The sequence below is a fragment of the Mesorhizobium argentiipisi (SeqCode) genome (genome assembly GCF_037179585.1).
GTDB classification, from domain to species: Bacteria; Pseudomonadota; Alphaproteobacteria; order Rhizobiales; family Rhizobiaceae; genus Mesorhizobium; species Mesorhizobium argentiipisi.
This window is the reverse complement of record NZ_JAPYKO010000010.1, coordinates 21,701-46,032: the sequence shown is the minus strand read 5'-3', so window position 1 is coordinate 46,032 and position 24,332 is coordinate 21,701. Positions and strand designations below refer to the sequence as shown.

The window sequence follows — 24,332 nt, the reverse complement described above, 5'->3', positions numbered from 1 at the left end:
AATAAGAGACAGTTTGAATCCCTGAACGGAACAGGAACTCGTTCGCCCGCCAAAAGCGTGGCAGTATCCACGAATGATTCGCATTACCGGACGCTAGGCCTCGCATGGACGACAACAACGACCTCTTCGGCAAGATGGAAAAGCCGGCACAGCAAGTGCGCGCGCCCTCGCGGCCCGCCGATCCGCTGGTGCAGGCCGCGAAGCGTTCCACCGCCACCCGCGACGGCAGCGAAAGCTACAGCGCCGCCGATATCGAGGTGCTGGAAGGGCTCGAGCCGGTGCGCCGCCGTCCGGGCATGTATATCGGCGGCACCGACGACAAGGCGATGCATCACCTGTTCGCCGAGGTCATCGACAATTCGATGGACGAAGCGGTGGCCGGCCATGCCACCTTCATCGACGTCGAGCTTTCCGCCGACGGATTCCTGACCGTCACGGACAACGGCCGCGGCATCCCGGTCGACCCGCATCCGAAATTCAAGAAGCCGGCGCTCGAGGTCATCATGACCACGCTTCATTCGGGCGGCAAGTTCGACTCCAAGGTCTACGAGACCTCTGGCGGCTTGCACGGCGTCGGCGTCTCGGTCGTCAACGCGCTGTCCGATCATCTCGAGGTCGAGGTCGCGCGGGGTCGCCAACTTTACCGCCAAAGATTCTCCCGCGGCGTCCCGGTCAGCGGGCTCGAGCACCTCGGCGAGGTCCACAACCGTCGCGGCACGAAGACCCGCTTCCATCCCGACGAGCAGATTTTCGGCAAGGGCGCCGCCTTCGAACCGGCGCGGCTTTACCGCATGACGCGCTCGAAGGCCTATTTGTTCGGGGGCGTCGAGATCCGCTGGACCTGCGATCCGTCACTGATCAAGGACAAGGACAAGACGCCGGCCAAGGCCGAGTTCCATTTCCCCGGCGGCCTTAAGGATTATCTCAAGGCGACGCTGGGCGACGAATTCCAGGTCACGCGCGAGGTTTTCGCCGGGAAGAGTGACAAGCAGGGCGGCCACGGTTCGCTCGAATGGGCCGTCACCTGGTTCGGCGGCGATGGTTTCCTCAACTCTTACTGCAACACCATTCCGACCCCCGAAGGCGGCACGCATGAGGCGGGCTTCCGCAACGTGCTGACGCGCGGACTGCGCGCCTATGCCGATCTCATCGGCAACAAGCGCGCCTCGATCGTCACCACCGACGACGTGATGATTTCTGCCGCAGGCATGCTGTCGGTATTCATCCGCGAGCCGGAATTCGTCGGCCAAACCAAGGACAGGCTGGCGACGATCGAGGCGATGCGCATCGTCGAGAACGCCATCCGCGATCCGTTCGACCATTGGTTGGCCGACAATCCGCAGGAAGCCTCGAAGCTCCTCGACTGGGTCATCGCGCGCGCCGACGAGCGCGTTCGGCGCCGCCAGGAGAAGGAAGTCTCGCGCAAGAGCGCGGTGCGCAAGCTGCGCCTTCCGGGCAAGCTCGCCGATTGCACACAGAACGCCGCAGCCGGCGCCGAGATCTTCATCGTTGAGGGCGACTCGGCCGGCGGCTCGGCCAAGCAGGCGCGCGACCGCGCCAGCCAGGCAGTGCTGCCGCTGCGCGGCAAGATCCTCAACGTCGCTTCCGCCGGCAACGACAAGCTTGCCGCCAACCAGCAGATTTCCGACCTGATCCAGGCACTCGGCTGCGGCACGCGCTCCAAATACCGCGACGAGGATCTGCGCTACGACCGCGTGATCATCATGACCGACGCCGACGTCGACGGCGCGCACATCGCTTCGCTGTTGATCACCTTCTTCTATCAGGAAATGCCGAACCTGATCCGTGGCGGCCATCTCTACATGGCCGTGCCGCCGCTCTATTCAATCAGGCAAGGCGGCAAGGTCGGCTATGCCCGTGACGACGCGCACAAGGACGAATTGCTGCGCACCGAGTTCACCGGACGCGGCAAGGTCGAGATCGGCCGCTTCAAGGGCCTGGGCGAGATGATGGCCTCACAGCTCAAGGAGACCACGATGGATCCGAAGAAGCGCACGCTTCTGAGGGTCGATGTGATCGATGCCGAGCAGGCCACCAAGGATGCCGTCGACGCGCTGATGGGCACCAAGCCCGAGGCGCGTTTCCGCTTCATCCAGGAGCGCGCCGAATTCGCCGAGACGGACGTGCTGGATATCTGAACGCCGTCCGGTCCATAACAGGCTCCGGCATGGAGACGGGCATGTGACCTGGGCGCGGCTGAAAGAGCTTGCCGAGACACCGTTAAGCGGCCTGGCACAGCCGACCCGTTCGGATTGGATTTTCGCCTTGCGCACGGTTTCGGCGGGGCTGATCGCGCTTCTTGCCTCTTACGCGCTGAAGCTCGACCATCCGCAATGGGCGATGATGACGGTGTTCATCGTCGCGCAACCGGTGGCCGGCATGGTGCTGGCGAAGGGCTTCTACCGGCTGCTCGGCACGCTGGCGGGCGGCTTGGCCGCCATCGGCATCACCTCACTGTTCGGCGCCAATCCGTGGCTGCTTGTCACCGTGCTGGCGCTGTGGATCGGCGTCTGCACGCTGGTCTCGTCGCTGCTGCGCAACCCGGAAGCCTATGGCGCCGCGCTTGCCGGTTATACGGCGATGATCATCAGCCTGCCGGCCCTTGGACAGCCGCATATCGTCGTCGAACTGGCGATCGCGCGGTGCGCCGAGATCGTGCTTGGCATCGTCTGCGCCGGCGTCACCAGCCGGCTGATCCTGCCGAAGCTCGCGGCCGACGCCATCATCTCCCGGCTGAAACGCAGCATCCTCGACCTCGCCGAATATGCCGGTGGCGCCTTTTCCGGCGGCGATCCGGCAAGCCTTGCCGCGCTCCAGCGCAAGCTGATCGCCGATGCCCAGACGCTCGCAGAGATGCGGACCTATGCGCGGCTGGAGGCGCCGAGCTTCGCCACCCGCGCCCACTCGGTGCGGCGCACGATCGGCCAGCTTCTGTGGGCGCTTTCGGCGGCGCGCGCCCTGCACAGCCACCGCAGGCCGAAGAACGCAGCGCTCATTCCCATGCGCAGCGAATTGAAAGCCTTCGTCGGTGAACTGGCGGCGACGCCCGGAGCGCTCGATGACACGAGGCCATGGGTGGCACGGCTCGACGCGATCGCGAGCAAGGCCAGGGAGATGCCCGAACTGCCCAACGATACCGGTCCCAACGATAACGGCGAAGACAAGGTCGGCACCATCACCCGCCTGACCATCGCCGGCGATTTCGCCGAGGCGCTGAAGCAGGTGATGCGCGGCCTTGACGCGCTTCGGTCGCCCGTCTCCCGGACATCGAGCGAGCGGGGCCAGCCGGCGTTGGTCGTCCACCGCGATTACCAGGCCGCATGGCGCAATGCCGTGCGCGCCGCGCTGGCGACGTTGCTCGTGGCGATCTTCTGGCTGACGACCAAATGGTCGGAAGCGGCCGGCACCGTCATCCTCGTCGCCGTCGTCTCCAGCCTGTTCGCATCGCGCCCCGATCCCGTGCAGTCCGCCTGGGGCTTCTTCACCGGCACGCTGATCGCGCTGCCTTTTGCATTTCTGGTCGGCCAGGTCGCGCTGCCGGCACTGCCGGGCTTCGGCTGGTTCACGCTCTTCGTCGTGCCGATCCTGGTGCCCGCAGCGCTCGGCATGGCCAATCCGCGCCATGTCGGCGTCGCCACCGCCTTCGCCATCAACTTCCTCGCCTTCCTCAGTCCGCATCAGCAGATGATCTATGATCCCGGGCCGTTCTTCGCCGGCTCGGCCTCGATCCTGGTCGGCATCCTGATTGCGATCGGCGTCTTCATCGTCGTGCTGCCGGCCGATCCCTGGGTCACCGTGGAGCGCATCTCGCAGGCGATGCGTGAGGATCTGGCCAGGCTTTGCCTGCATGAGCGGATACCCCGGCGCTCAGCCTTCGAAAGCCTCGCCTATGACCGGATCAACCAGTTGATGCCGCAGGTGCAGCAGACGGGCCGCAAGGGCGACCCCATGCTTGGCGGAAGCATCGCCGCCGTCACCGTTGGGCTCGAGGTGCTGCGGCTGCGCCAGGCGCAGCTGAACTCCGCCATCCCGCGCGAAACAGTCGAGTTCATCGGCAATTTCCTGCGCGGCCTGGCGCGCGAATTGCTGTTTCGGCGACCGGGCGAGCCGCAGACCGCGCCCGTAGCGGTGGCGAGGCAATATGCGGCCAGCATCGCCCAACGCAGCGACCGGCTCGAAATGCTGCAGATCGCCGCCTCGCTGCGCATCATCGCCGCGGCGATGGAGGACTATCCGGATTTCTTCGCGAAGGGTCGCGCTTAACCAGATCGGGACGTGCCCGGGTCCGACCCCTTCCGGGAATAGGTCCTTGTTGGACTGGTAGACACCTTTTAGGTTGGACACATGGCGCTCAAGCGGATGGACAACATCGGAATCGTCGTTGAAGACCTCGACGCGACGGTTGATTTCTTTCGTGAGCTTGGCCTTGAACTCGAAGGGCGTGCCACGATCGAAGGAGAATGGGCCGGGCGTGTCACCGGGCTCGGCGATCAGCACGTCGAGATCGCCATGATGCGCACGCCCGACGGCCACAGCCGACTCGAGCTGTCCCGCTTCATCAAGCCGCCCGTCATCGCGGATCACCGCAATGCCCCGGTGAACGCATTGGGTTATCTCCGCGTCATGTTCGCCGTGGACGACATCGACGACACGATTGAGAGGCTCCGCAAGCGCGGCGCTGAACTCGTCGGCGAAGTCGTCCGGTATAAGGACGCGTATCGGCTTTGCTACATCCGTGGGCCTGAAGGGCTTCTCATCGGACTCGCCCAGGAACTCAGTTGAGACCTGATCGTCAATCCGCCTAGGCCGCGGCGATGGCCAGCGCATGTCCGCGCGCGTTTTCGCGCAGCGCGTCGAGATGGATCGACTTCACCAGCCCGGCAAGATCGCCCTCGGCCGATTGGCCGCCGAGCTCCTTCAGCATCAGCCAGCTCACTTCCTGGACGCCGGCCACACGCCGGCCGTTGGCGACCTCGCGCCAGACTTTCAGCGCGCGCAGGATGATGCCATGCGTGGCCGGCGCTAGCCCGGCGCTACGGAACAGCGCCTGCAGCGCCACGTCGTGCCCGCCGGCGAGAAGCGCGGTCACCCGCTGCTCGGACTGTTGGGCTAAAGCCACCAGCGTCGAGCCGAAGAAGTCGACCTTGCCATGCGCGATGGTGCGGATGATGAAACCGGCGGTGAGGTCGCCGCGCAGCCGCAGATGCTCGATCAGCGCGGCATGCTCCTCCATGCGCGTTCCCTCGATCAGCGTGACCGAGGCCTTCACGCAGGCATCGCGCATGACGCGATCGGCACGCGCCGCCCCCATCATCGCCAGCACCAGGGGCGATCCTTTCAGGGTCTCGCCGAGCTTGACCAGCAGCATGTGCCGGCAGTCGGCAGGCAGGCGCCGATCGGCGATCAGCGCCTCGCGCACCAGCGGCAGGTGGCCATGCCGCTCGGCCATGCGGCGGAAGCTGAGCGAAGCAATCTCGGCACCGCTGTTGCTAATCAGCACGGCGCAGGCTTCCGGTTCGCCGATCTCGGCGATTGCCGCCGCCAGCGACATCGACACCACCGGACGGTTGGCAATCAGCTTCTGCGTCGCCTTCTGGCCGCAGGCGACGCGCTCGACCAGGTCGGCATCGGTAAGCAGCGGCGAACGCGCGATCACCAGCGCCGCCACTTCCGGCTGGTCGGCGGCCAGAGCGCTGATCACCTGCGGCGGCGCGTGATGGCTCATCGACAGCGCCTCGGCAAGCGCCAGGCGCACCTTGGAGGAAGTGTCATCCAGAAGCAGCGTCAGCGCCGCCTCTGCGGCGCAGCGATCCTCGAACGGCAGATCGGAATTGATATAGGCGCGCGCCAACGCGCTCGCGGCGGCGGCGCGCTCGGAAACCCTTGCCGTGTCAACCCATTTTAGAAAGTGCGAAACAATCATACTGACCAGCTACGCCCTCGCCGGAAAGATCCCGGCCCCATTGCGAACGGTAGGCTGGAAATGGTTTACGAACGGTTCACCATGTTTCTTAACCGGCTTGATGGGGGCGCAGCCAACGCCTATCAAGCAACGACATTGGAGGAGATCGAACTATGGCCGGGCTTTATCTGGAAGAGTTTGTCGTCGGCCATGTCTTCCACCACACGCTGCGCAAGACCGTGACCGAGAGCGACAACATGCTGTTTTCGGTGATGACGCTCAACCCGCAGCCTTTGCACATCGATTTCGACTTTGCCGCGAAAACCGAGTGGGGCAAGCCGCTGGTGAATTCGCTGTTCACGCTCGGCCTGATGATCGGCATTTCGGTGAACGACATCACCGTCGGCACCACGGTCGCCAATCTCGGCATGAGGGAAACGGTGTTCCCGCACCCCGTATTCCACGGCGACACCATCCGGGTCGAAACGACGGTCGTCTCCGTGCGCGACTCCAAGTCGAAACCCGATCGGGGCATCGTCGAGTTCGAGCACCGCGCCTACAATCAGAACGACGTTCTTGTCGCCAAATGCACCAGGCAGGCAATGATGCTGAGGAAGGCGGCCTGATGCGCTCGCTGCTGTTCGTGCCCGGCGATTCCGAGCGCAAGCTGGAAAAGGGATTCGAGGCCGGCGCCGACGTGGTCATCGTCGATCTCGAGGATTCGGTCGCCGCCGCCAGCAAGGCAGCGGCACGCGCGACCGCAGCCGGTTTCATCTCCAGCCAAAGGCACCGGACGGGTTCGGCCTTCTATGTGCGGGTCAACGATCTTTCCACCGGCCTGACAGACGACGACCTTGCGGCTCTTGTCCCGGCCAAGCCCGACGGCATCATGCTGCCGAAATCGAACAGCGGGCAGGACGTCCAGCAGCTGGCGGCAAAGCTGCGAGTCCATGAGGCCGAAAACGGGCTGCTGGACGGTACCATAAGCATCCTGCCGATCATCACCGAGACCGCGTCGGGCGTGCTGGCGGCGGCAAGCTATGCCGGAACGAGCCCGCGGCTTGCCGGCCTGACCTGGGGCGCGGAGGATTTGTCCGCCGCGATCGGCGCGCGCACGGCCCGCGACGAGAGCGGCCGCTACACTGACGTGTTTCGCCTGGCGCGCACCATGACCATTCTGGCGGCGGGCGCGGCCGAAGTCGCCGCGATCGACACCGTCTTTCCTGATTTCCGCGACATGGCCGCCTTCGAGACAGAATGCCGAGAGGCCGAGCGCGACGGCTTCACCGGCAAGATGGCGATCCATCCCGCGCAAGTGCCGGTCATCAATGCCGCCTTCACGCCATCCGCCGAAGCGGTCGCGCGATCGCGGGCGATCGTCGATGCCTTCGCGGCGGCGGGAAATCCGGGCGTCGTCGGCATCGACGGCAAGATGTACGACCGACCGCATCTGCGGCTGGCCGAGCGTTTGCTGGCTCGCGCCAGGGCGGCGGGCAGCCTTGCCTGAGCTTACCAGACCATCGGGATCAGTTTGTAGCGCACGCGCGCGGCGTAATCGTCATAGCCTTGCAGGCCGGTTCGCAACGTCTTTTCCTCGATGAAGGTGCGGATGGCGAGCAGGAGGATGAAGGCGAGGACCGAGGCCAGCCCCCACCAGGAGCCAAGCAGCAGCGCCGTGCCGGCGAAATAGAGTATGGCGCCGGCATACATCGGATGGCGGACATAACCGTATGGACCGGTGGTGATCACCCGCTGTCCACGCTCGTCCTGGATCTTCACGACAGGCGCAGCGAAGCTGTTTTCCAGCATCGTGAGATAGCAGATCCAGATACCGACGAGCAGGACCAGCACGCCGACCACCCGCACCCAGACGGGAGCTGCCGACCAGCCGAAACGGAAGTCGAGCCCCATCAGGGCCAGCCAGGCGAAGATGCCGAGCAGCAATATGCTCAGCAATATCTTGTCGGCCGCTGTCTGGGTCTTCTGGATCGGCGGGCGGAGACGCTCATTCATCAGGCCTGGATCGCGCCGGGCCAGCGCCACACCCATGGTAAGGCTCAGTCCGACCATCACGACTATGTACACCCAGGCTCCGGTCCAGTGCAGCGTGCCGGCCGACAGAAACAGCAGCACGCCCATGATGCCGAACCATACGAATGTCTGGAAAACCAATCTCGAGATCATGACCAACCTTCCGTGACGTCCCCGCCGCTACTGGCCGCCCGCCGCGCCGTTCCTCCGGAAATCCGCAAAAGGTCCTAACCGGCCCAGGGACCGGCGTAATCCGCGTAGAGCTTCGCCGGATCGGGCCGGGGCCGCTCCGGCGCCGGCCCTTGATAGGAACCGATATGGACAAAGCCGATGACGCGCTCCTGCGGCGAGAGCCCGAGGATCGCCCTGCCCTCCGGCACGTCGGAATACCAGTTGCTGATCATGTTGGTGCCATAGCCCAGCGCGTTCGCCGAGATCATCAGGTTCATGGCCGCCATGCCGCCCGACAGGAACATCTCCCATTGCGGGATCTTCGGGTTCTCCCTCGGCACCGACACCACGCCGATCACCAGCGGCGCGCGCGAGAAGCGCGCCAGTTCCTGGTTGCGCCGTCCTTCCGGCAACGGGCCTTCGCGCTGCTCGGCAAGTGCCGCCAGCTTCTTGCCGATCTCGACGCGCGCCTCGCCGCGATACAGGATGAATCGCCAAGGCTCGAGCCGGCCATGGTCGGGGACGCGCGAGGCCGCCGCGATCATCGTCGCGATCTCGGCATCGCTCGGGGCCGGCTCCTTGAGGTCGGGGATCGGCGCGGAATTGCGGGTGAGCAGAAAGTCGATGATCGGCGACGCCATGGGCGCAAGTCTCCTGAAGGCATTCGATTTTGAGCTGAAGCACGCCATCGGGAGGTCGGGCGGCTCGGGCGGTGGCGTTTTGCGCCTGATAAGAAGCCGCCGCGCCGGGCGGCGCGCTTCTAGGCCTTGAAATTGCCACCGCCTTGGGCTTCAACGCAAGGCATGTTTGAGGGGACCCTGCGCCTTTTCGTGATCGCACTCGTCGCTGCGTTGTTCGCGGTGCCGGTTTCCTTCGCGCTGGCCCAAAACGCCAACGACATCGGCGACATCAAGCTTCCAGGCATTTCGAGCTACGCGACGCCGAAGACCGAGGGACCGCTGGCGCTCGGCAATGGCGGCGCCATCACGCTGTCGGCGCAGTTGACCGACAAGGGCGCCGACATCACCCGCGGCATTGTCTGGCGGGTCTTCAGGCCGCAGCCCGCCAGCGACGGCAAGCTGCCGATGGTGGCATCCGCCCATGGCGGCACGGCCGTGTTCCAGCTCGACCCCGGCAGCTATCTTGTCCATGCCTCCTACGGACGCGCCGGCGCCACCAAGCGCATCACCGTCGGCAAGGAGGCAAGGCGCGAAAGCCTTGTGCTCGATGCCGGCGGCCTGAAGCTCGACGCGGTGACATCGGGCGGCGCGCCCATCCCGCCGAAGAAATTGCGCTTCTCGATCTATGAAGGCCAGGCCGCGGCCAATGGCGACCGGGCGCTGATCGCCCCCGACGTCGCGCCGAACACGGTGGTGCGGCTGAACGCCGGCACCTACCATGTCGTCTCCACCTACGGCGCGGTCAACGCTGTGATCCGCTCCGACATCCGCGTCGAGGCCGGCAAGCTGACGGAAGCGACCGTGGAGCACCGGGCCGCCGAGATGACGATGAAGCTGGTGCGCGAGCCCGGCGGCGAGGCCATCGCCGACACGTCCTGGTCATTGCTCAACGAGAGCGGTGATCCGATCAAGGAAGCGGTCGGCGCCTTCGCCTCGATGGTGCTGGCCGAGGGCCAGTACACAATCATCGCCAAGAACCGCGACCGCATCTATCAGAAGGATTTCAGGGTCGTTGCCGGCCAGAACCAGGAAATCGAGGTCGTGGCCAATGAACAGTCCGCCATCGATCCCGAGGAAGGCGCGGACTAGCTTTTATTCAGGCCGCCTTGCGCATCCGCTTCGGCAGGAAGGGCACGCGGCCACGCTGCGCGGAAGGCGTCGCCAAGTCGAAAACCGCGCGATAGAGGCGATCGAGCAGCACCTTGCGGTCGCGCAGCGGTTCGAGGTCGCTCCAGCTCAGCACGTCGCCGATGCGCACCTCGATCGCCTTGCCCGAGAGGCGGGCGAATTCGCGGATAAGCAACGAGGTGCGCAATGTCAGCGATGCCTTGCCGATGAACTTCGCCACGCGGCTGTCGCGCTCGGCCATGTTCATCGGGCCGCTGACGAGATGGAACAGGCGGCCGTTCTGGCCGGAAAAATGCATCGGGATGACCGAGGCCTTGGCGTCCTGGATTAGCTTGGCCGGGAACATCTTCCACGGCAGGTCGACGGCGCGGCCGAAACCCTTGGGCGCCGTGGCGACGCCGCCGGCCGGGAAGACGACGATGGTGACACCTTCCTTCAACAGCCGCACCGCTTCATGGCGCACCGCCAAGTTGTTCTTCAGCGCTTCCTTGGTCTCGGAGAAATCGATCGGCAGCGAATATGGCTCCATCTCGCGGATCCTCATCAGATCCTTATGGATCATGACCCGGAACGGCCGGCCCAGTTGCTCGACCAGCGACAGCACCGCGATGCCGTCGCCGATGCCGAAAGGATGGTTGGCGATGATGACCAGCGGCGTGTCCGGCAGTTCAGCCGGCGGCCATTGCACGGCGTTGCGGACCTTGACGTCGATCAATTCCAGCATGCGGCTGAACACCCGGTCGCCGGTCGGCACCACCTGGCGGCGCCAGAAGTCGTAAAGCACGGCGAAGCGATCGCGCCCCGACAGGCCCTCGACCGAATGGATGAACCAGCGCGTCAGCACCGGTTGATGCGGGTTGGCGTAGGAGAGCTCGGGAAACCGTCTTTCCCGCAGTTTCAACTTGAGCATGGCGGCTCGTTACAAGGCTGGCGTGACAGGCATGTGAAAATGGCGGTGGACACGCCACCGCCATTTCAAGACGTGCGGGTATGTCAGGCGGCGCGACGCTTGCGGTCGGGCGAGACCGCCTCGTCCGCGAGAGACTTCACGGCATCCTCGAGCTTGAGCGATTCCTGGTCGCGCGAACCCAACCGGCGGACATTGACGGTTTCATCCTCGGCCTCGCGCTTGCCGCAGACGAGGATGACTGGCACCTTGGCCAGGGAGTGCTCGCGCACTTTGTAGTTGATCTTCTCGTTGCGCAGGTCGGTCTCGGCGAGCAGTCCCGCGGCCTTCAGCCGCGCGACCACCTTCATGGCGTATTCGTCGGCATCGGAGGTGATCGTCGCCACCACCACCTGCAACGGCGCGAACCACAACGGGAAATGGCCGGAGTAGTTCTCGATCAGGATGCCGAGGAAGCGCTCCATCGAACCGCACACTGCGCGATGCACCATCACCGGCTGCTTCTTCTCCGAATCCGAGCCGATATAGAAGGCGCCGAAGCGCTCCGGCAGGTTGAAGTCGACCTGCGTGGTGCCGCACTGCCATTCGCGGCCGATGGCGTCCTTCAACACATATTCGAACTTTGGGCCGTAGAAGGCGCCCTCGCCCGGATTGATCGAGGTCTTGATGCGGTTGCCGGAGCGCGTGCGGATCGTCTCCAGCACGTTGCTCATGATCGCCTCGGCATGGTCCCAGGCCTCGTCGGTGCCGACGCGCTTGTCCGGCCGCGTCGACAGCTTCACGCTGACCTCGTCGAAGCCGAAATCGGCATAGGTGGACAGGATCAGATCGTTGATGCGCAGGCATTCGGCCGCGAGCTGCTCCTCGGTGCAGAAGATATGCGCATCGTCCTGCGTGAAGCCGCGCACGCGCATCAGCCCGTGCAGCGCGCCCGAGGGCTCGTAGCGATGCACATTGCCGAACTCCGCAAGCTTGACGGGCAGTTCGCGATAAGACTTCAAGCCATGCTTGAAGATCTGCACGTGCCCGGGACAGTTCATCGGCTTCAGCGCAAAGACACGGTCGTCGTCGGTGTCGTCGCCGGCGACCGTGACCTTGAACATGGCGTCGCGATACCAGCCCCAGTGTCCCGACGTCTCCCACAGGCTCTTGTCCAGAACCTGCGGCGCGTTGACTTCCTGATAGCCATGCTCGTCGAGGCGCCGGCGCATATAGTTGATCAGGTTCTGCACCATCTTCCAGCCCTTGGCATGCCAAAAGACGACGCCTGGCCCCTCTTCCTGGAAATGGAACAGGTCCATCTCGCGCCCGAGCTTGCGATGATCGCGCTTCTCGGCCTCTTCGAGCAGCGTCTGGTAGGCATCGAGTTGCGCCTGGTCGGCCCAGGCGGTGCCGTAGATGCGCGTCAACATCGGGTTGTTCGAGTCACCGCGCCAATAGGCGCCCGCCACCTTCATGAGCTTGAAGGCATTGCCGATCTGCCCGGTCGAGGCCATGTGCGGACCGCGGCACAGGTCGAACCAGTCGCCCTGCGCGTAGATCTTGAGGTCCTGGTCTTCCGGAATGGCGTCGATCAGCTCGAGCTTGTAGCGCTCGCCCTTTTCGGCGAAGACCTTCTTCGCCTTCTCGCGCGACCACACTTCCTTGGTGAAGGGTTTGTTGCGCGCAATGATCTCGCGCATCTTCTTTTCGATCACCGGAAAATCGTCCGGCGTGAACGGCTCGTTGCGCGCGAAGTCGTAATAGAACCCGTTCTCGATGACCGGCCCGATCGTCACCTGCGTTCCCGGCCACAATTCCTGCACGGCCTCTGCCAGCACATGCGCCGCATCGTGGCGGATGAGCTCCAGCGCGCGCGGATCCTCGCGGGTGATGATCTCGACCTTGCCCGACACGCCGAGCGGATCGGAAAGATCGCGAACGATGCCGTCGAGGCTATAGGCGACAGCCTTCTTGGCCAGCGACTTGGAGATCAATTCGGCAAGACCGGCGCCGGTCAGTGCCGCATCGTAGTCGCGGACCGAACCATCGGGAAATGTCAGGGAAACGGAATTCGGCATCAGGGTTCTCCTATCCAGTCCCGCAAACGAGCGCGGGTGGTGAAATGCATGTCGCTGGGCGCGTTGCGGCTTGCAGAGGGTTAGCCGGAGGCATCCGGCGCGGCATCTTTTATGAGGAGTTTCCGCCGCCGTAAAGCCGCATGCCGTTCTATTTGATAACGTCCGGCAAGTCCTTCAGGAACGCCGCCCGTGTCGCGAGACCCTTCGGCTCTCCGGTACGCTTGGCATCGACGACCAGCCTTGCAAAGACGATGCGACGGCCGTCCTTCTCGGCCCAGCCGACGAACCAGCCGAGCGAGCGCTTGCCGTCCTGGCCGAGCCTGGTGCTGCCCGTCTTGCCTTGCACAGTCCAGTCCCCTGCCGCGAAGGTCGGCAGGATCGCCCTGGTCATCTCATGCGCCTTCGTCGACACCGGCATCTTGCCGGCGAGCAGCTGGCGCAGGAAAGCCGTCTGCTCGACCGGCGATATTTCGAGCGAGGAATTGATCCAGGATTGCGTCAGCCCGTTGTCCTTGCCGGCATCGCCCGAGACATCCTTGTTGCCATAGCCGAATTTCGACACGTAGCCGGCGAACTTCTCGGCACCGAGCCTCCGCGTGATTTCGCGCGAGTACCAGACGATGGAATCGCGTTCCCAGATCGTCGGATCGACGGTCTTCTGGTCGCGCTTCGCCGCCTTGAACTCCGGCTTGTAGTCCCAGCTCGGCGTGTGCTGGTCGCCCAGGATGCCGGCATCGTAGCCGATCAGCGCCAGGGGCACCTTGAACGTCGAAGCCGGGCTGACGCGCTGGTCGCAGACGCCGTCCTGGTAAAGTGTTGCGCCGCTTTGCTGGTCCTGGATCAGCGTGCAATGGATGTCGCCCAGCGGCGCCGATTGCGCCCGCACCGGCAAGCCCAGCATCCAGGCCAGAAGGAAAAGGACGATGGCGAAAATGAAAGGATAGCGATCCATCTGGCGCATGGCGAAGTCACTCCGGTATGAGATTACAGGAGCCGCTTAGCGAGGCGACTTGTCTCGATTTTGTCTCAAATTCGCAGTGTTTGTGCAGCTTCGCGTTAACCCTACCGGACCGTTAAATCCGCGTCGCGGGGGACGGCGAAGCAATCAGATTTCGGGTTCGCTGTGCCTTTTGCCGATCCGCCAGTAGCGCCAGGGCATGAACCAGACATAGCGCGCCGCAAGCGTCTCCGGCACGCGGTCGATGCCATGCGTTCCGAATGGCCCGCAGCGCAGCACCCGGAACAGTCCCATCCAGCCGCCCGCCCACAGGCCATGGCGGGCAATCGCCTCATGGGCATATTCGGAGCAGGTCGGCAGGTGCCGGCAGCTGTTGCCGACGAAACCTGAGAGCGTCAGTTGATAGAGGCGCACGAGCGACGTGCCCACGACGCGCCCGGGCGTCTTGCGCCAAGGCCCCGGCCAGTTGCGTCCATATTGGATCGGCCGGGTGCCGTGCGTATGTCCGGAATGGTCGCCCATCGCTCCGCAGCCTGTTTCACTGCGCGATAGATGTGGGCTTCGGTGCTGAAACGCAATACTTTTGTCCTCAAGGTCTGGAGTGCCGGACGGGATGGCCGCCGTCCCATGGGCGATGGTGATGGGGAAGATCGCGACAGTCATGGTGATGTCCGCTGCGCACGACTTCGCCATGCCATTGGAAGGTCGCTATCCGTATCACGTCGCTGAAAATTGCCAGGAATTCGTTCATGGCAGGTCTCCTTTGAAACGGATTAGACCGCCGCTGGCCTTCCCTCTCAAACGAGTATAATTTCCGCTTCGAATAACTTGAGGTTATGCGACATGAAGCGTGGCCGGCTGCCGCTGACGGCGCTCAGGAGCTTCGAGACGGCCGGCCGCCATTTGAGCTTCAGCCGGGCGGCCGAGGAGCTTTACGTCTCGCAGGCCGCGATTAGCCGGCAGATACGCGAGCTCGAGACGTTTTTGGGCAGACCGCTGTTTCTGCGCCTCCATCGCCGCGTCGAGTTGACGGATGCGGGACATCGGCTGCTCGACCGATTGGTCAGAAGCTTCGACGACTTCGACCGCGTGCTTTCGGAGCTTACGGCCTCGCCGGCGCAGGCGATTGTCCGCGTCAGCGTCGAACCGTCGCTTGCCGCCATATGGCTGCTGCCGCGGCTCAATCGCTTTCGCCAGTTGCGGTCCGACATCGATGTGTCCCTCGAAGTCGATCCACGGCCGATCGAGTTCCGCAGCGATCAGCCCGAGCTTGCATTGCGTTTCAGCGCGCACGCCACCTCATGGCCGCGCAGCGAGGCCGAGCGCTTGGCCTCGACCGTCGATTCACCGGTTCTGTCGCCGGCGCTGCTCGCCTCCGGCCCTCCTCTGGAAAAGCCGATCGACCTTCGCCATTACACGCTGCTGCATGAGGAAAACCGCCAGGGTTGGGCGCGATGGTTCCAGGCTGCCGGCGTGCCCGCCGATGCGGTGCCCGCACGCGGCCCCATGTTGGCCGACGTGTCGCTGTCGAAACAGGCCGCGCTGCTCGGCCACGGCGTGGCGCTCGGCGATCTTTTGCAGGTCGGCGAAGAGCTCGCGTCGGGCACTTTGATCAAGCCGTTCGACATCGATGTCGCTTCCGGCGCCTACTGGCTGGTGGCCAGGAGCATGGCGGATCTGCCGGAACCCGCCAGGGCGTTCGCCGACTGGATCCGAAGCGAGTTCGCGGTGACCGGGGGAACGGGCTAAGCCCTATCTTCAAGCCGCCTTTCCGGCGCGCTTCTTCTCGATCTGGCCGATCGCGTCGACCACTGCGTCAAAGGTCAGCATGGTCGAGGCGTGGCGCGCCTTATAGTCGCGCACCGGCTCCAGATATTTGAGGTCGGCGAAGCGGCCCTCCGGCGGCGCGCCGTTCTCCTTCAGCATCTTCAGCATGGTTTCGCGCACGGCGCGCAATTCGTCGGCGCTGGCGCCGACCACATGCTGGGCCATGATCGAGGACGAGGCCTGGCCGAGCGCGCAGGCCTTCACGTCATGGGCGAAATCGGTCACCACATCGCCGTCCATCTTGAGGTCGACGGTGACGGTCGAGCCGCACAATTTGGAATGCGCCCTGGCGGTCGCATCGGCATCGTCTAGCCGGCCGATCCGCCCTATATTCCCGGCGAAGCCGAGAATTTTCGCATTGTAGACGTCGTCGGTCATATTTTTCCAATCCGTCGCCGCCCAGCGAACAGGCTTTGCCGCTCTCGCGTCTTCCTTTCGCTCTGCCGTGCCCATATATAATGTTGGCAGTCGGGCATCGACAAGGCGAATGGAACCCATTGTCCATGCTCATCTGTTCACGCCGCTTGCGGGATGGAAATGGGCGATTTTCACCCAAAAGGTCGTGGTCCGTTCAACTCGTCCCACCTTTGAGTGGGACTACGGGAGACGCCTTTATGGATGCCGTCATCAAGAAAATCATGCCCCCGTCCGAGTATATGGAAAAGCCGGTCACGGACCGGCCGACCGAGGCCGAGGTGGAAGCCGCTGTGCGCACGCTGTTGCGCTGGACCGGCGACAACCCGGACCGCGAAGGCCTGGTCGACACGCCCAAGCGCGTCACCAAAGCTTTCCGCGAAATGTTCAACGGCTATGACATGTGCCCGGCCGACGAGCTTGGCCGCACCTTCGAGGAAGTGGCCGGCTACGACGACCTCGTCATCGTCAAGGACATAAAATTCCATTCGCATTGCGAGCACCACATGGTGCCGATCATCGGCAAGGCGCATGTCGGCTATCTGCCGGACGGCAAGGTCGTCGGCCTGTCGAAGATCGCGCGTGTCGTCGATATCTTCGCGCATCGCCTGCAGACGCAGGAAGCGATGACCGCGCAGATCGCCGGCGTCATCCAGGACGTGCTCAATCCGCGCGGCGTCGCCGTCATGCTCGAGGCCGAGCATATGTGCATGGCCATGCGCGGCATCCGCAAGCAGGACTCGACCACGCTGACCTCGACCTTCACGGGCGTCTTCAAGGATACGCCCGAGGAGCAGGTCCGTTTCGTCACCATGGTGCGCGTAGGCGGCTGATTTCCGGCCCTCGCCGGCTCATCCGGCCATGATCCCGAACCGAAGGACCGCGTCAGCGAAAAGTGGAGACCGGTTTCGGATAAGATCATGGCCAAACAGAAAGATGGACCGACGATGTCGGCAGTCGAATTTCCAAAAGCTCCGTCGGACAAGAAAGCGTTGGAGGAAGGCTCGCTCCTTTCTCCGCGTTTCGATGCCGCAGGCCTCGTCACCGTCGTCGTCACCGATGCCGGCGACGGCATGCTGTTGATGGTCGCGCATATGAACGCCGAGGCGCTGGCGCTTACGCTTGAGACCGGCATTGCCCATTACTGGTCGCGCTCACGCAACGCGCTGTGGAAGAAGGGCGAGACCTCGGGCAATTTCCAGCACGTCGTCGAGATGCGCACGGATTGTGACCAAGACGCGATATGGTTGCGCGTCAAAGTGTTGGGCCACGACGCAACCTGCCACACCGGACGGCGTTCTTGTTTTTATCGGACGGTGGGGCTCAGCGACGGCAAGGCGGTGCTTGCCGGCGACGGTAGCAAGCCGCTGTTCGATGCGTACCAGACGTATCTGAAGCCGGTGTGAACCATTCGATATTCACAAACCACTCAGATTCATTATTCTCAAATATCCTTTTGGTAGAAGGGATATGGGACAAGGGAGATCATGATGCTCGAATGGGCGTCATTGCGCAGCAGACCTGACGTTCGGGAGGCCAATGGCCCGGCATCGTCCGGCGGCGCATCTGACCCGACGTCTCAGAAGAAGATCGGCATTTCGCTGGCGCTTGGCGGCGGTTGCGCTAGGGGCTGGGCCCATATCGGCGTTTTGCGCGCGCTCGACGAGGCCGGCATCGAAGTATCGATGATAGCCGGCACCTCGATCGGCGCATTGGTCGGCGGCTGCTACCTTGCCGGCAAGCTCGACGAGTTGGAGGGGTTTGCCCGAAGCCTGACCAAGCGGCGCATCTTCGGCCTTCTTGATCTCAATCTGCGCGGCAGCGGCCTGTTCGGCGGCATGAAGCTCGACGCGCGGCTGCGCGAACATCTGGCCGGCGTCCGCTTCGAGAACTTGTCCAAGCCGTTTGTCGCCGTCACCTCGGAGATTCGCACCGGCCATGAGATCTGGCTGTCGAATGGCTCGCTGATCACCGCCATGCGCGCCTCCTACGCGCTGCCCGGCGTTTTCGAGCCGGTGAACTGCAACGGCCGCATCCTGGTCGACGGCGCGCTGGTCAATCCGGTGCCTGTGTCGGTCTGCCGCGCCTATGAGCAGCCGCTCGTAGTCGCCGTCAACCTGCACTACGACCTGTTCGGCCGCGCCGCCGTGATAAAGCACAGCGCCGGTGAGCTGGTCGTGGAGAACGACGCGCCGAGACTCGGCCAGCCCGAGCATCAGGCCCATCATACCCGCCTTGGCATCACCGGCGTGATGGTCGAGGCGTTCAACATCATCCAGGACCGGATTTCGCGCGCCAGGCTGGCCGGCGATCCGCCGGACATGTCGCTGCAGCCGAAACTCAGCCATATCGGCCTGACTGAATTCCACCGCGCCGACGAGGCGATCAGCATCGGCTACCAGGCGACAAAGGCGCAGATCAGCGAACTGACCCGCCTGCAGTCCGTTCTGGTGTGATTGCAATCCACCGCCATTCTTAAGGTGGCCTGCATCACCTGAATATCAGCACACCTTACGCCAGCGCGGCATCGCTGATGCGAAACTGCACCGTGCGGTTGCCGTTCCAGTAATTGCCCAACAACGAACCGGCGATATGCACGGTCCTGCCCCTATTTTTAAACAGGAATTCGCCGAGCGCTGTGTCGACGGCACGGAACGCTATGGCTTGGATGTTGCCGCCGCTTTGCGACTGCAGGTCCACCCGAATGTGATTGGTGCCGATCGCGCGCGCATCGGTTAGCCGGTGGCGCGGCAACACGAACACCGGCGCGATGTGCCCGGCCCCGAACGGCCCGGCTTTCTCAAGCGCGTCGAGCAGCGCGATCGTGGCGCCCTCGGCGGCCAAGGCGCCGTCGATCGCCAGGCTTTCCTCATTCTGCAGCCGGAACACGTCGGCCGCGGCGCGCTCCTCGAAGAAGGCGCGCAACTCGCCGAGCTTCGCACGCTCGACGGTGATGCCGGCGGCCATCGCATGGCCGCCGCCCTTGACGATCAGTCCGGCAGCCGCCGCCTCGCGCACCAGCCGGCCGAGGTCGAAGCCGGTCACAGAACGGCCGGAGCCCGTGCCGATGCCGGTCGAATTGAAGGCGATGGCAAAGGCCGGCCGGCGCGCATAATCCTTGAGCCGCGAGGCGATCAGCCCGACGATGCCGGGGTGCCAGCTGTTGCTGGCCGTGACGACGACGGCGGGACCGTTGCCGCCGGCAAGCTCCGCATCGGCCTCGGCCCGCGCCTGCGCCAGCATCTCCTGCTCCATCTGCTGCCGTTCCTGGTTCAGCCGGTCCAGCGTCTCGGCGATGCTTGCCGCCTCGACGGGATCGTCGGTGGCCAAAAGCCGGCTGCCGAGCGCGGCATCGCCGATGCGGCCGCCGGCATTGGTGCGCGGGCCGATCAGGAAGGACAGATGGAAAGTGTTGATCGGCTCGCCGATGCGCGAGACCCGCGCCAGCGCCGCAAGCCCCTCATTCTTCTGTTGGCGCAACACCTGCAGCCCCTTGACGACGAAGGCGCGGTTAACGCCGGTGAGCGGCACCACGTCGCAGACCGTCGCCAGCGCCACCAGATCGAGCATCGAAAGCAGATCGACCGGCGCGGCATCGGGTAGCCTCTCGCGCAGCACCTTGGCCGTCTGCACCAGGCACAGGAAAACGACGCCGGCGGCGCACAGATGCCCCTGCCCCGACAGGTCGTCCTCGCGGTTGGGATTGACCACGGCCTCCGCTCGCGGAAGCGGGCCGCCGACCTGGTGATGGTCGAGCACCACGACGTCGGCGCCGGCTTCTCTGGCCGCCTCGATCGAGATCGCGCTGTTGGTGCCGCAGTCGACGGTGACGATCAGCTTCGCGCCGCGCGAGATCAAGTCTCGCATCGCTTCCGGATTGGGCCCATAGCCTTCGAAGATGCGGTCCGGGATATAGATTTCGGACGGTACGGAAAAATGCGTGAGAAAGCGCTTTAACAGCGCTGACGAGGCCGCGCCGTCGACATCGTAATCGCCGAAGATCGCCACTTTTTCGTGGGCGACGATCGCATCGGCCAGCCTTGTCGCCGCTTTCTCCATATCGGTCAGCGACGCTGGGTTCGGCAAAAGTTCGCGAATGGTCGGGTCGAGGAAGCGCGCGGTCTGTTCCACGCTGACCCCGCGCCCGGCAAGCACCCGCGCCACGATGTCGGGCACGCCATGGCCCTGCGCCATCGCCAAAGCGGCCATATCCTGGCGCTCAGTCAGCCGGTGTTCCCAGGAAACACCGGTCGCCGACTGCCTGACATCGAGGAAGAACCGTTTCTCGCCCGTCATGCGACGCGCCGTCTGCACATCATCCTTGCGCAGATATCAACATGCGACGGCCGGAGCAATTGCCGGGCAGCGAGCAATCCGGGGAAAGGTGTGGAAGGTTTCCCCGGATTGCGGCAAAGCGCCCGGCCAAGGCGAAATCAAAACTTGTCCAGATCCTGGTGACGCGCCTTGATCTCGCGCACCGTGCGCGAGGACGAGCGCAGCACGACGGTGTGGGTGGTGATGAAGGTGCGCCCGAATTTCACGCCGTCGAGTAAATTGCCGTCAGTGACGCCGGTCGCAGCGAACAGCACGTCGCCGCGCGCCATGTCCTGGGCGCGGTAGACCCGCTTCGGATCGGAAATGCCCATCTTCTGCGCCCGCGCCACCTTTTCCGGCGTGTCGAGGATCAGCCGGCCCAGCATCTGCCCGCCAGTGCAGCGAAGCGCCGCCGCGGCCAGCACGCCCTCCGGAGCGCCGCCGGTGCCCAGATAGATGTCGATGCCTGTCTCGTCGGAGTCGGTGGTGTGGATAACGCCCGCGACATCGCCGTCGCCGATCAGCCGGATCGCGGCGCCCGTGGCGCGCACGGCGTCGATCAGCCTGGCGTGACGCGGCCGGTCGAGGATGCACGCGGTGATGTCAGAGACCGCCACGCCCTTGGCCTTGGCCAGATTGGCTAGGTTTTCCTCCGGCGAGGCGTCGATGTCGATGAGGCCTTCCGGATAACCGGGGCCGATGGCGATCTTGTCCATATAGACGTCTGGCGCGAACAGCAGGCTGCCCTTTTCCGCAATCGCGATGACGGCAAGCGCGTTGGGTAGGTTCTTGGCGCAGATCGTCGTGCCTTCGAGCGGATCGAGCGCGATGTCGACGGCCGGGCCCTTGCCGGTGCCGACCTCCTCGCCGATATAGAGCATCGGCGCCTCGTCGCGCTCGCCCTCGCCGATCACCACCGTGCCTTTGATCGCCAGCCGGTTGAGCTCTTGGCGCATCGCGTCCACCGCCACCTGATCGGCAGCCTTCTCATCGCCGCGCCCGCGCAGCCTGGCGGCCGCGACCGCCGCCCGCTCGGTCACGCGCACGACTTCCATCGTAAGGATCCGGTCGAGACCGGCGGCGATGTTCTGGGCGATGTTCATGGATGGCATTCCTCGTTGTCGTGAGAGCGGTTCAGAACTGAACCGCTCTAATTGTTGCTTCGAGCAATTCCAGAACCATTGAGCGCCGGAATTGCTCCGCCTCCCGCCAGAGGCGCGCTTTTTCTGGCAAAGCTCCATGACAACGGCAAGACTTGCCAGGTCATTTTTCGAAATGACAGCAAAATCAATCGATTGAAGGCGGAACCGGACTTGGGCTTATTCCGCCCGCTCGATGCGGATCACTTGCGGCTTGTCGGTCAGATGACCATCCTTGGTGATGCCTTCGACGGCCCTGCGCACCGCAGCTTCCGTCGTCTCATGCGTGACGAGGATCACCGTCTTCTGCGCCTGCGTTTCCGCGCCGGCCGCCTGTTGAACGATCGATTCCAGCGAGATGTCATTGTCGGCCATGCGCTTGGCGATGGCCGCGAAGACGCCTGTGCGGTCATGCACGGTCAGCCGGATGAAATAGCCGCCGGCATGGCTGCGCATCTGCGCTTTCTTGTAAGGCTTCAGTTCCTTCGCCGGCCAGCCAAACACCGGAGCGTGCTGGAAGCCGGGGCGGCTCTTGGCGATATCGGCAATGTCCCCGATCACCGCCGACGCGGTGGCGTTGCCGCCGGCGCCAGGACCGGAAAGCAGAAGCTCGCCCAGAATGTCGGTCTCGATCGCCACCGCGTTGATCACGCCATGCACCTGCGCGATGACCGACGCCGTGGGCACCATGGTCGGGTGCACGCGCTGCTCGATGCCGCTTTCGGTGCGCTGGGCGACGCCAAGCAGCTTGATGCGGTAGCCGAGATCGCCGGCCGCGCGGATGTCGGCCTGGGTGATGTTGGAGATGCCTTCCATATAGATGTCGTTGGCGGCGATCCTGGTGCCGAAGGCAAGGCTGGTCAGGATCGACAATTTGTGCGCCGTGTCGTGGCCTTCGATGTCAAAGGTCGGATCGGCCTCGGCGTAGCCAAGCCGCTGCGCGTCCTTCAGGCAGGCGTCGAAGGAGATGCCTTCGGCTTCCATGCGGGTCAGGATGTAGTTGCAGGTGCCATTGAGGATGCCGAAGACACGCGTCACCGCATTGCCGGCCATTGCCTCGCGCATCGTCTTGATGACCGGGATGCCACCGGCCACCGCTGCCTCGTAATTGAGCAGCACGCCCTTCTTCTCGGCGATCTCGGCAAGCGCCACGCCATGCTTGGCGAGCAGCGCCTTGTTGGCGGTGACGACATGGCGGCCCGCCTCAAGCGCCGCCTTCACCGAGAGCCGCGCCGGCCCCTCGTCGCCACCGATCAGCTCGACGAAGACGTCGATATCGGCCTTTTCGGCCAGCTTGACCGGGTCGTCGAACCATTTCGCGGCGCTCAGATCGATGCCGCGGTCGCGCTTCGGATCACGGGCCGAAATGGCCGTCACGACGATGTCGCGGCCGCACTGCCGGGTGAGCTCGGCCGTCTTGTCGCGCAGCACGCGCGCCACCGAGGCGCCGACCGTACCGAGACCGGCAATTCCAACACGCAACGCTTCAGCCATGTCCGGCGAGGCCCCTCAAAAATTCAATAAATGTCGGCAAACTCAGCGATGAGCGGCTAAAGGCACCACATTGTTGGGCTGCTTGGCGGTGGTCGCGAGGAATTTCTTGATGTTGCGCGCTGCCTGGCGGATCCGGTGCTCGTTCTCGACCAGGGCCACGCGCACATAGTCGTCGCCATGCTCGCCGAAGCCGATGCCCGGCGCCACCGCAACATCCGCATGTTCGATGAGCAGCTTGGAGAATTCGAGCGAGCCGAGATGGCGGAACTGTTCGGGGATGGGCGCCCAGGCAAACATCGAGGCGGCCGGCGCGGGAATGGTCCAGCCGGCGCGGCTGAAGGAATCGACCATCACGTCGCGGCGCTTGTGGTAGACCTCGCGCACCTCTTCAATGTCGGCACCGTCGCCGTTCAGCGCATGTGCCGCCGCCACCTGGATCGGCGTGAAGGCGCCATAGTCGAGGTAGGACTTCACCCGCGTCAGCGCCGAAATCAGCCGCTCGTTGCCGACCGCGAAGCCCATGCGCCATCCAGGCATGGAGAAGGTCTTCGACATCGAGGTGAACTCGACGCAGACATCCATCGCGCCCGGCACCTGCAAAACCGAAGGCGGCGGGTTGCCGTCGAAGTAGATTTCCGAATAGGCGAGATCCGACAGGATGATGATGTCGTTCTTCTTCGCGAAGGCGACCACGTCCTTGTAGAAATCGAGCGAGGCGACCAGCGCCGTCGGGTTCGACGGATAGTTGAGGATCAGCGCCAGCGGCTTCGGGATCGAGTGGCGGATGCCCCGCTCCACCGCCGGGATGAAGCCGTCATCGGGCTCGACCTGCAGCGAGCGGATGACGCCGCCCGACATGATGAAGCCGAAGGCATGGATCGGATAGGTCGGATTGGGGCACAGGATCACGTCGCCGGGTGCGGTGATCGCCTGCGCCATGTTGGCGAAACCCTCCTTCGAGCCGAGCGTCGCCACCACTTGCGTGTCAGGATTGAGCTTCACGCCGAAGCGGCGCTGATAGTAGTTGGCCTGGGCGCGGCGCAGGCCCGGAATGCCGCGCGAAGCAGAGTAGCGATGCGTGCGCGGATCGCGCACCACTTCGCACAATTTGTCGACGATGGCCTTCGGCGTCGGCAGGTCCGGATTGCCCATGCCAAGGTCGATGATGTCGGCGCCGTGCGAGCGGGCGCTGGCCTTCAGCCGATTGACCTGCTCGAACACGTAAGGCGGAAGCCGGCGGACCTTGTGAAATTCTTCCATTTCAGTTCCAGACGATCGAAGGGAGC

At 64.2% G+C, this 24,332-nt stretch carries 22 protein-coding genes; 10 read left to right on the top strand and 12 right to left on the bottom strand.

Features of this window, described 5'->3' with window-relative positions:
• Positions 1-104: 104 nt before the first annotated feature.
• The 3 genes from parE to O7A05_RS15695 all read left to right on the top strand — a co-directional run bounded on the left by parE (position 105) and on the right by O7A05_RS15695 (position 4,803).
• Entirely contained in the window at positions 105-2,159 is a 2,055-nt protein-coding gene (parE, locus tag O7A05_RS15705) for a DNA topoisomerase IV subunit B (protein WP_337093976.1), read from the top strand.
• 43 nt (positions 2,160-2,202) lie between these two features.
• Complete coding sequence (locus tag O7A05_RS15700) at positions 2,203-4,284, top strand: FUSC family protein (protein WP_337093975.1); 2,082 nt, start codon at positions 2,203-2,205, stop codon at positions 4,282-4,284.
• 81 nt (positions 4,285-4,365) lie between these two features.
• Complete coding sequence (locus O7A05_RS15695) at positions 4,366-4,803, top strand: VOC family protein (protein WP_224631831.1); 438 nt, start codon at positions 4,366-4,368, stop codon at positions 4,801-4,803.
• 19 nt (positions 4,804-4,822) lie between these two features.
• Here O7A05_RS15695 and O7A05_RS15690 read toward each other — a convergent pair whose 3' ends face one another.
• Positions 4,823-5,944 carry a DUF2336 domain-containing protein gene (locus O7A05_RS15690; protein WP_337093974.1) on the bottom strand — a complete coding sequence of 374 codons (1,122 nt, stop codon included), beginning with the start codon at positions 5,942-5,944 and terminating at the stop codon, positions 4,823-4,825.
• A gap of 152 nt (positions 5,945-6,096) precedes the next feature.
• Between O7A05_RS15690 and O7A05_RS15685 the strand changes: the two genes are divergently transcribed.
• A complete protein-coding gene (locus O7A05_RS15685; RefSeq protein ID WP_337093973.1) occupies positions 6,097-6,549 on the top strand; it encodes a MaoC family dehydratase in 453 nt (150 codons plus the stop codon).
• Positions 6,549-7,430, top strand: coding sequence for an HpcH/HpaI aldolase/citrate lyase family protein (locus tag O7A05_RS15680; protein WP_337093972.1), 882 nt, complete (start codon positions 6,549-6,551; stop codon positions 7,428-7,430). The genes O7A05_RS15685 and O7A05_RS15680 overlap by 1 nt, the downstream gene beginning before the upstream one ends.
• Positions 7,431-7,432: 2 nt before the next feature.
• Here O7A05_RS15680 and O7A05_RS15675 read toward each other — a convergent pair whose 3' ends face one another.
• Both O7A05_RS15675 and O7A05_RS15670 read right to left on the bottom strand, forming a co-directional pair.
• A complete protein-coding gene (locus O7A05_RS15675; RefSeq protein WP_337093971.1) occupies positions 7,433-8,107 on the bottom strand; it encodes a methyltransferase family protein in 675 nt (224 codons plus the stop codon).
• Between the two features lie 74 nt (positions 8,108-8,181).
• On the bottom strand, positions 8,182-8,766 hold the full coding sequence (locus tag O7A05_RS15670; protein ID WP_337093970.1) for a nitroreductase family protein: 585 nt from the start codon (positions 8,764-8,766) through the stop codon (positions 8,182-8,184).
• Positions 8,767-8,928: 162 nt separating this feature from the next.
• Here O7A05_RS15670 and O7A05_RS15665 point away from each other — a divergent pair, with 162 nt between their 5' ends.
• Entirely contained in the window at positions 8,929-9,894 is a 966-nt protein-coding gene (locus O7A05_RS15665; RefSeq protein WP_337093969.1) for a hypothetical protein, read from the top strand.
• Positions 9,895-9,901: 7 nt separating this feature from the next.
• On the opposite strand, the gene O7A05_RS15660 is transcribed toward O7A05_RS15665, so the two are convergent.
• The 4 genes from O7A05_RS15660 to yidD all read right to left on the bottom strand — a co-directional run bounded on the left by O7A05_RS15660 (position 9,902) and on the right by yidD (position 14,380).
• Positions 9,902-10,843 carry a lysophospholipid acyltransferase family protein gene (locus O7A05_RS15660; RefSeq protein ID WP_337093968.1) on the bottom strand — a complete coding sequence of 314 codons (942 nt, stop codon included), beginning with the start codon at positions 10,841-10,843 and terminating at the stop codon, positions 9,902-9,904.
• Between the two features lie 83 nt (positions 10,844-10,926).
• Positions 10,927-12,900, bottom strand: a complete 1,974-nt coding sequence (gene thrS / locus O7A05_RS15655) for a threonine--tRNA ligase (RefSeq protein WP_337093967.1) — start codon at positions 12,898-12,900, stop codon at positions 10,927-10,929.
• A 148-nt stretch (positions 12,901-13,048) separates the two neighbouring features.
• Positions 13,049-13,861 carry a class D beta-lactamase gene (gene blaOXA, locus O7A05_RS15650; protein WP_337093966.1) on the bottom strand — a complete coding sequence of 271 codons (813 nt, stop codon included), beginning with the start codon at positions 13,859-13,861 and terminating at the stop codon, positions 13,049-13,051.
• A gap of 144 nt (positions 13,862-14,005) precedes the next feature.
• Positions 14,006-14,380: a membrane protein insertion efficiency factor YidD gene (gene yidD, locus O7A05_RS15645; RefSeq protein WP_337094092.1), complete on the bottom strand. Its 375-nt coding sequence runs from the start codon at positions 14,378-14,380 to the stop codon at positions 14,006-14,008.
• 321 nt (positions 14,381-14,701) lie between these two features.
• Between yidD and O7A05_RS15640 the strand changes: the two genes are divergently transcribed.
• Entirely contained in the window at positions 14,702-15,607 is a 906-nt protein-coding gene (locus tag O7A05_RS15640; RefSeq protein WP_337093965.1) for a LysR substrate-binding domain-containing protein, read from the top strand.
• Between the two features lie 9 nt (positions 15,608-15,616).
• On the opposite strand, the gene O7A05_RS15635 is transcribed toward O7A05_RS15640, so the two are convergent.
• Positions 15,617-16,063, bottom strand: coding sequence for an iron-sulfur cluster assembly scaffold protein (locus O7A05_RS15635; RefSeq protein WP_337093964.1), 447 nt, complete (start codon positions 16,061-16,063; stop codon positions 15,617-15,619).
• 236 nt (positions 16,064-16,299) lie between these two features.
• On the opposite strand from O7A05_RS15635, the gene folE reads away from it, so the two are divergent.
• The 3 genes from folE (at position 16,300) to O7A05_RS15620 (ending at position 18,555) form a co-directional block, all read left to right on the top strand.
• Positions 16,300-16,932 (top strand): GTP cyclohydrolase I FolE, encoded by a 633-nt coding sequence (gene folE, locus O7A05_RS15630; RefSeq protein WP_337093963.1) that lies wholly within the window; start codon positions 16,300-16,302, stop codon positions 16,930-16,932.
• Positions 16,933-17,046: 114 nt separating this feature from the next.
• On the top strand, positions 17,047-17,505 hold the full coding sequence (gene hisI / locus O7A05_RS15625) for a phosphoribosyl-AMP cyclohydrolase (protein ID WP_337094091.1): 459 nt from the start codon (positions 17,047-17,049) through the stop codon (positions 17,503-17,505).
• Positions 17,506-17,589: 84 nt separating this feature from the next.
• Entirely contained in the window at positions 17,590-18,555 is a 966-nt protein-coding gene (locus O7A05_RS15620) for a patatin family protein (protein ID WP_337093962.1), read from the top strand.
• A gap of 55 nt (positions 18,556-18,610) precedes the next feature.
• On the opposite strand, the gene recJ is transcribed toward O7A05_RS15620, so the two are convergent.
• The 4 genes from recJ to O7A05_RS15600 all read right to left on the bottom strand — a co-directional run bounded on the left by recJ (position 18,611) and on the right by O7A05_RS15600 (position 24,306).
• Complete coding sequence (gene recJ, locus O7A05_RS15615; protein WP_337093961.1) at positions 18,611-20,395, bottom strand: single-stranded-DNA-specific exonuclease RecJ; 1,785 nt, start codon at positions 20,393-20,395, stop codon at positions 18,611-18,613.
• 137 nt (positions 20,396-20,532) lie between these two features.
• Positions 20,533-21,516 (bottom strand): class II fructose-bisphosphatase, encoded by a 984-nt coding sequence (gene glpX / locus O7A05_RS15610; RefSeq protein ID WP_337093960.1) that lies wholly within the window; start codon positions 21,514-21,516, stop codon positions 20,533-20,535.
• A gap of 216 nt (positions 21,517-21,732) precedes the next feature.
• Complete coding sequence (locus O7A05_RS15605; protein WP_337093959.1) at positions 21,733-23,046, bottom strand: homoserine dehydrogenase; 1,314 nt, start codon at positions 23,044-23,046, stop codon at positions 21,733-21,735.
• Positions 23,047-23,088: 42 nt separating this feature from the next.
• Positions 23,089-24,306: an LL-diaminopimelate aminotransferase gene (locus O7A05_RS15600; RefSeq protein WP_337093958.1), complete on the bottom strand. Its 1,218-nt coding sequence runs from the start codon at positions 24,304-24,306 to the stop codon at positions 23,089-23,091.
• Positions 24,307-24,332: the final 26 nt, after the last annotated feature.

What these genes read in the sequence shown, in the direction of transcription:
- parE (WP_337093976.1), top strand. Translation starts at nt 105, where the DNA reads ATGGACGACAACAACGACCTCTTCGGCAAGATGGAAAAGCCGGCACAG.
- O7A05_RS15695 (WP_224631831.1), top strand. Translation starts at nt 4,366, where the DNA reads ATGGCGCTCAAGCGGATGGACAACATCGGAATCGTCGTTGAAGACCTC.
- O7A05_RS15690 (WP_337093974.1), bottom strand. Translation starts at nt 5,944, where the DNA reads ATGATTGTTTCGCACTTTCTAAAATGGGTTGACACGGCAAGGGTTTCC.
- O7A05_RS15685 (WP_337093973.1), top strand. Translation starts at nt 6,097, where the DNA reads ATGGCCGGGCTTTATCTGGAAGAGTTTGTCGTCGGCCATGTCTTCCAC.
- O7A05_RS15680 (WP_337093972.1), top strand. Translation starts at nt 6,549, where the DNA reads ATGCGCTCGCTGCTGTTCGTGCCCGGCGATTCCGAGCGCAAGCTGGAA.
- O7A05_RS15675 (WP_337093971.1), bottom strand. Translation starts at nt 8,107, where the DNA reads ATGATCTCGAGATTGGTTTTCCAGACATTCGTATGGTTCGGCATCATG.
- O7A05_RS15670 (WP_337093970.1), bottom strand. Translation starts at nt 8,766, where the DNA reads ATGGCGTCGCCGATCATCGACTTTCTGCTCACCCGCAATTCCGCGCCG.
- O7A05_RS15665 (WP_337093969.1), top strand. Translation starts at nt 8,929, where the DNA reads ATGTTTGAGGGGACCCTGCGCCTTTTCGTGATCGCACTCGTCGCTGCG.
- O7A05_RS15660 (WP_337093968.1), bottom strand. Translation starts at nt 10,843, where the DNA reads ATGCTCAAGTTGAAACTGCGGGAAAGACGGTTTCCCGAGCTCTCCTAC.
- thrS (WP_337093967.1), bottom strand. Translation starts at nt 12,900, where the DNA reads ATGCCGAATTCCGTTTCCCTGACATTTCCCGATGGTTCGGTCCGCGAC.
- blaOXA (WP_337093966.1), bottom strand. Translation starts at nt 13,861, where the DNA reads ATGCGCCAGATGGATCGCTATCCTTTCATTTTCGCCATCGTCCTTTTC.
- yidD (WP_337094092.1), bottom strand. Translation starts at nt 14,380, where the DNA reads ATGGGCGACCATTCCGGACATACGCACGGCACCCGGCCGATCCAATAT.
- O7A05_RS15640 (WP_337093965.1), top strand. Translation starts at nt 14,702, where the DNA reads ATGAAGCGTGGCCGGCTGCCGCTGACGGCGCTCAGGAGCTTCGAGACG.
- O7A05_RS15635 (WP_337093964.1), bottom strand. Translation starts at nt 16,063, where the DNA reads ATGACCGACGACGTCTACAATGCGAAAATTCTCGGCTTCGCCGGGAAT.
- folE (WP_337093963.1), top strand. Translation starts at nt 16,300, where the DNA reads ATGGATGCCGTCATCAAGAAAATCATGCCCCCGTCCGAGTATATGGAA.
- hisI (WP_337094091.1), top strand. Translation starts at nt 17,047, where the DNA reads ATGTCGGCAGTCGAATTTCCAAAAGCTCCGTCGGACAAGAAAGCGTTG.
- O7A05_RS15620 (WP_337093962.1), top strand. Translation starts at nt 17,590, where the DNA reads ATGCTCGAATGGGCGTCATTGCGCAGCAGACCTGACGTTCGGGAGGCC.
- recJ (WP_337093961.1), bottom strand. Translation starts at nt 20,395, where the DNA reads ATGACGGGCGAGAAACGGTTCTTCCTCGATGTCAGGCAGTCGGCGACC.
- glpX (WP_337093960.1), bottom strand. Translation starts at nt 21,516, where the DNA reads ATGAACATCGCCCAGAACATCGCCGCCGGTCTCGACCGGATCCTTACG.
- O7A05_RS15605 (WP_337093959.1), bottom strand. Translation starts at nt 23,046, where the DNA reads ATGGCTGAAGCGTTGCGTGTTGGAATTGCCGGTCTCGGTACGGTCGGC.
- O7A05_RS15600 (WP_337093958.1), bottom strand. Translation starts at nt 24,306, where the DNA reads ATGGAAGAATTTCACAAGGTCCGCCGGCTTCCGCCTTACGTGTTCGAG.